Source organism: Nocardia donostiensis (genome assembly GCF_002081715.1).
Classification (GTDB): domain Bacteria; phylum Actinomycetota; class Actinomycetes; order Mycobacteriales; family Mycobacteriaceae; genus Nocardia; species Nocardia donostiensis.
On record NZ_MUKP01000108.1, the window covers coordinates 1 to 2942 of the forward strand.

Here is a 2942-nt window from a genome sequence, read left to right on the forward strand (position 1 = left end):
CAGCAGGTGCCGCAGATACCGCCGCGACTAACCGATCCTCGGCCGGTTCTGGCGATCGGTTGTGCGCTGTGGGCGGTGGCAACTGTCGTGGTATGGCTCAGCGGGGAACGCTGGGAAGCGGCGCGGCCGGTCTGTCTGATGGGGTTGGCCGTCGGAGCGCTCGGTTACGCGATCTTCTTCGTTCAGCGCCGTGGCGCGCGGCGCGGCGACAAGGGTGCACAAACCGGGCTGTGAGCTCAGCCGACCCGGAACTCGTTCGTGGTTCCGGTGAACGGGTGCAGCGCGCCGTCGCCGCCGAGCCGGTCCGCGAAATGCTGGAACCGGTACCGGCCCGGCCGGGTGACGGTGGGGATGTCCCAGACGAAACGGGCCACCGATTCCGCGCTGCCGTGTTTGCGCCAGTAGAAGCGCACCGCCCACTCCCCTTCGTTGGCAACCCGCTGCCATCGACCGGACTCGTCGAGTCGCTGCACTTCCAGGAAGGTGGCGTTGCGGCGCGGATTGTGTTTCGGGTGGGCGGAGACGAATTCGGCTTCGACCCTGCCGCCGGGCGAATAGGTGGCGGCAGGCTGGGTCAGCACATCGCCGAAACCACGTCCCGCGGGGGCGGCATCCGGGCCGGGGGCGGGGACGAAGTTGGGCTGCAATGCCGAGACCTCACGCGGTGCCGGCCCGCGCGGGACCCGGGTGCCTGCGGCGAACGCCGTTGCCAATCGGTGGAATTCCTGCTGGTAGGCGCACAGGGTGTAGCGGCCGTATAGCGTGGAAGCGCCCTCGTACTGTTGGGCGTCGTACTCCTCGGGCGTGGTCACGTACTCGTGGTAGGCGTTGGCGTAACCCTGCAGCAGCACCTGCTCCAGCGCAACGCCGAGCGCTGCCGCGACCGCGCGGCGGATGCGTAGACCTGCGACGATGGTGAATTCGCCGCCTGCTGCCGCCAGATATAGTTCGCCGATGCGCACCAGTTGGATGGGCAGCACGTTCGGCACCCATGGCACCGGCGGCAGCAGCCCGAGCGGCGCGCCGATCGCCTTGGGGGCCTGGGCGTCGGCCAGCCACTGCGGTGCGGGTGCATGTGGATCGCCGAGCGCATCGAGGAGCGGGTTGCGCACCCCTTCCGGGATCGGGGCGCCCGGCAGACCGGGACCGTCTTCGACACTGCCCGCGAACAGCGAGATACCCGCGGCGGCCGGGGCGGTGCGGTGCGGTAGGCCGTCCGGGGTGAAGCGGCCGTCCACGGCGATATCGGCGAGGTCGATGTAGCACAGCATCGCGCCGACGGGTCCGCTGATGGCTTGTGCATCGGTGAGCGCGTGGTGCGCGGCGCGGTATTGGCGTTCGCCGATGATGCGGGTGTTGTCGAACTCGTTCTCGGTGGGGCCGGATCCGGGGCGTAGATGCAAATTCGGCGACATATCGCCGGCATTGGTTTGCGCGAACGCGGCAACGAAATCACCCGGACCGTCCAGATAGCGCACTCCGTGATCGGTGTGCTCGAAACGGAACGACGCGAAACCCTTGTTGTCCGAGCTGATCAGGCGGTTGGTGTTGGTCATCGAGGTGTTGTGGGTGGCGAACCAGGTGATGGCGCCGACCCGCCTGCCGCCCTTGTGCAGTGACAGCGTGGTCACCGCGGGGTCGATGGCTGCCGGGAAATGCCGTTTGTCTTCGTCGGGATTGCGGTCGAACGCGGTCCGGGACCGGTTGACGCTCGCGTCGTGCAATTCAGCGCGGCCCAGCGCCAAGGAACCCGGTCCGAGGTCGGCGTGTGCGGCCGCGATCGCTTCGACGATGCCGTTCACCTCGGCGTCGTAGACCTGCTGCTGGTAGCCGAGGATGGACAGGTTGTAGGCGTAGTCGTGGCTGGAGCCTCCGCAGGTGGAGTGCGAATGCGTCGAGGTGAGCACCACGTTCTGTTCGGTGTACAGATCGCCGAATCGGCGGCTCAGTTCGAGCAGGACGCCGCGGTGCACCGACTGGAAGATCATGCCGTTGTCGGCGACGACGAAGACGATGCGGGTGCCGCCCGCCGCGATCACGAATGCGCGGGCGCGCGGCCGCAGATGGATACCGGCGGTGGTCTGCTCGAGTTGGGAGTACCCCATCATCCCGCATTCGGCGGCGGGGCCGGTGATATCGGAGAGGCCGACTCCGATGTGGTATCCGCCGGAATCGGGGTTCGCCCGGCTGGTGGGTAGCGCCGTCGTCATCGGGGCGAGCGCCCCCGCGGCGGCTGCCGTGAGCGCTGTCCGAGCCAGCATCGTTCTGCGTGTCACCGCCATACCGGTCTCCCTTCGATCCGATCGCAGCGAACCATACAACTGGACGGGCGTCCAGCAGTAGTTATTCCTGGCCATGAATTGACTGTTCGCGCCGCGGCGGCTTAACTCGCTCAGGTGTCCTCCCGATTGAGCGTCGAAGAACGACGGGCCCACCTTATCGAGGCCGCGATCGGCCTTGCCGAGAAAAAGGGAGTTGCGGGCGTGACCACGCGCGATGTCGCGCAGGCGGCCGGAGTCTCACTCGGTGTGGTGCATTACTGTTTCGAGAACAAAGATGCGCTGATGACCGAGTTGGTCAAGGCGCTATCGATGGAATTACGTGATTCCGTCGACGCCGACGACACGGTATGGCAGGCCGCCGGAACCGGCAGAGAAGCGCTACGCGAACTGGTGCGCTCCGGACTGGAACTGATGTGGCTCAACATAGAAGCCACCCCGGAACGGCAACTGCTCACCTACGAGACCACCACCTACGCGCTGCGCGCAGGCGAGAGCACGCCGGCGAAACTGGCGATCGCGCGCGAACAGTACACGTTCAACGACACCACCGTCGCCGATATCCTCGACCACGCCCGCGACGCCACCGGCAGTCAGTGGACCGTTCCGGTGCAGACCCTGTCGCGATTCACCCTCAATGTGATCGACGGAATCGTGCTGCGC

3 protein-coding genes are annotated in these 2942 nt (G+C 66.8%); 2 read left to right on the forward strand and 1 reads right to left on the reverse strand.

The window, feature by feature from the left end; all coding sequences use genetic code 11:
* Positions 1 to 6: 6 nt before the first annotated feature.
* On the forward strand, positions 7 to 234 hold the full coding sequence (locus tag B0T44_RS26065) for a DUF2530 domain-containing protein (RefSeq protein ID WP_081512736.1): 228 nt from the start codon (positions 7 to 9) through the stop codon (positions 232 to 234).
* 2 nt (positions 235 to 236) lie between these two features.
* Here B0T44_RS26065 and B0T44_RS26070 read toward each other — a convergent pair whose 3' ends face one another.
* Positions 237 to 2282 carry a neutral/alkaline ceramidase gene (locus tag B0T44_RS26070; RefSeq protein WP_077114183.1) on the reverse strand — a complete coding sequence of 682 codons (2046 nt, stop codon included), beginning with the start codon at positions 2280 to 2282 and terminating at the stop codon, positions 237 to 239.
* Positions 2283 to 2396: 114 nt separating this feature from the next.
* Between B0T44_RS26070 and B0T44_RS26075 the strand changes: the two genes are divergently transcribed.
* On the forward strand, positions 2397 to 2942 hold a 546-nt coding region (locus B0T44_RS26075), incomplete at its 3' end, for a TetR/AcrR family transcriptional regulator (protein WP_254893716.1).

Bases quoted from the DNA above. Each gene is read 5' to 3' on its own strand.
- B0T44_RS26070 (WP_077114183.1), bottom strand. From the start codon at position 2,282: ATGGCGGTGACACGCAGAACGATGCTGGCTCGGACAGCGCTCACGGCA.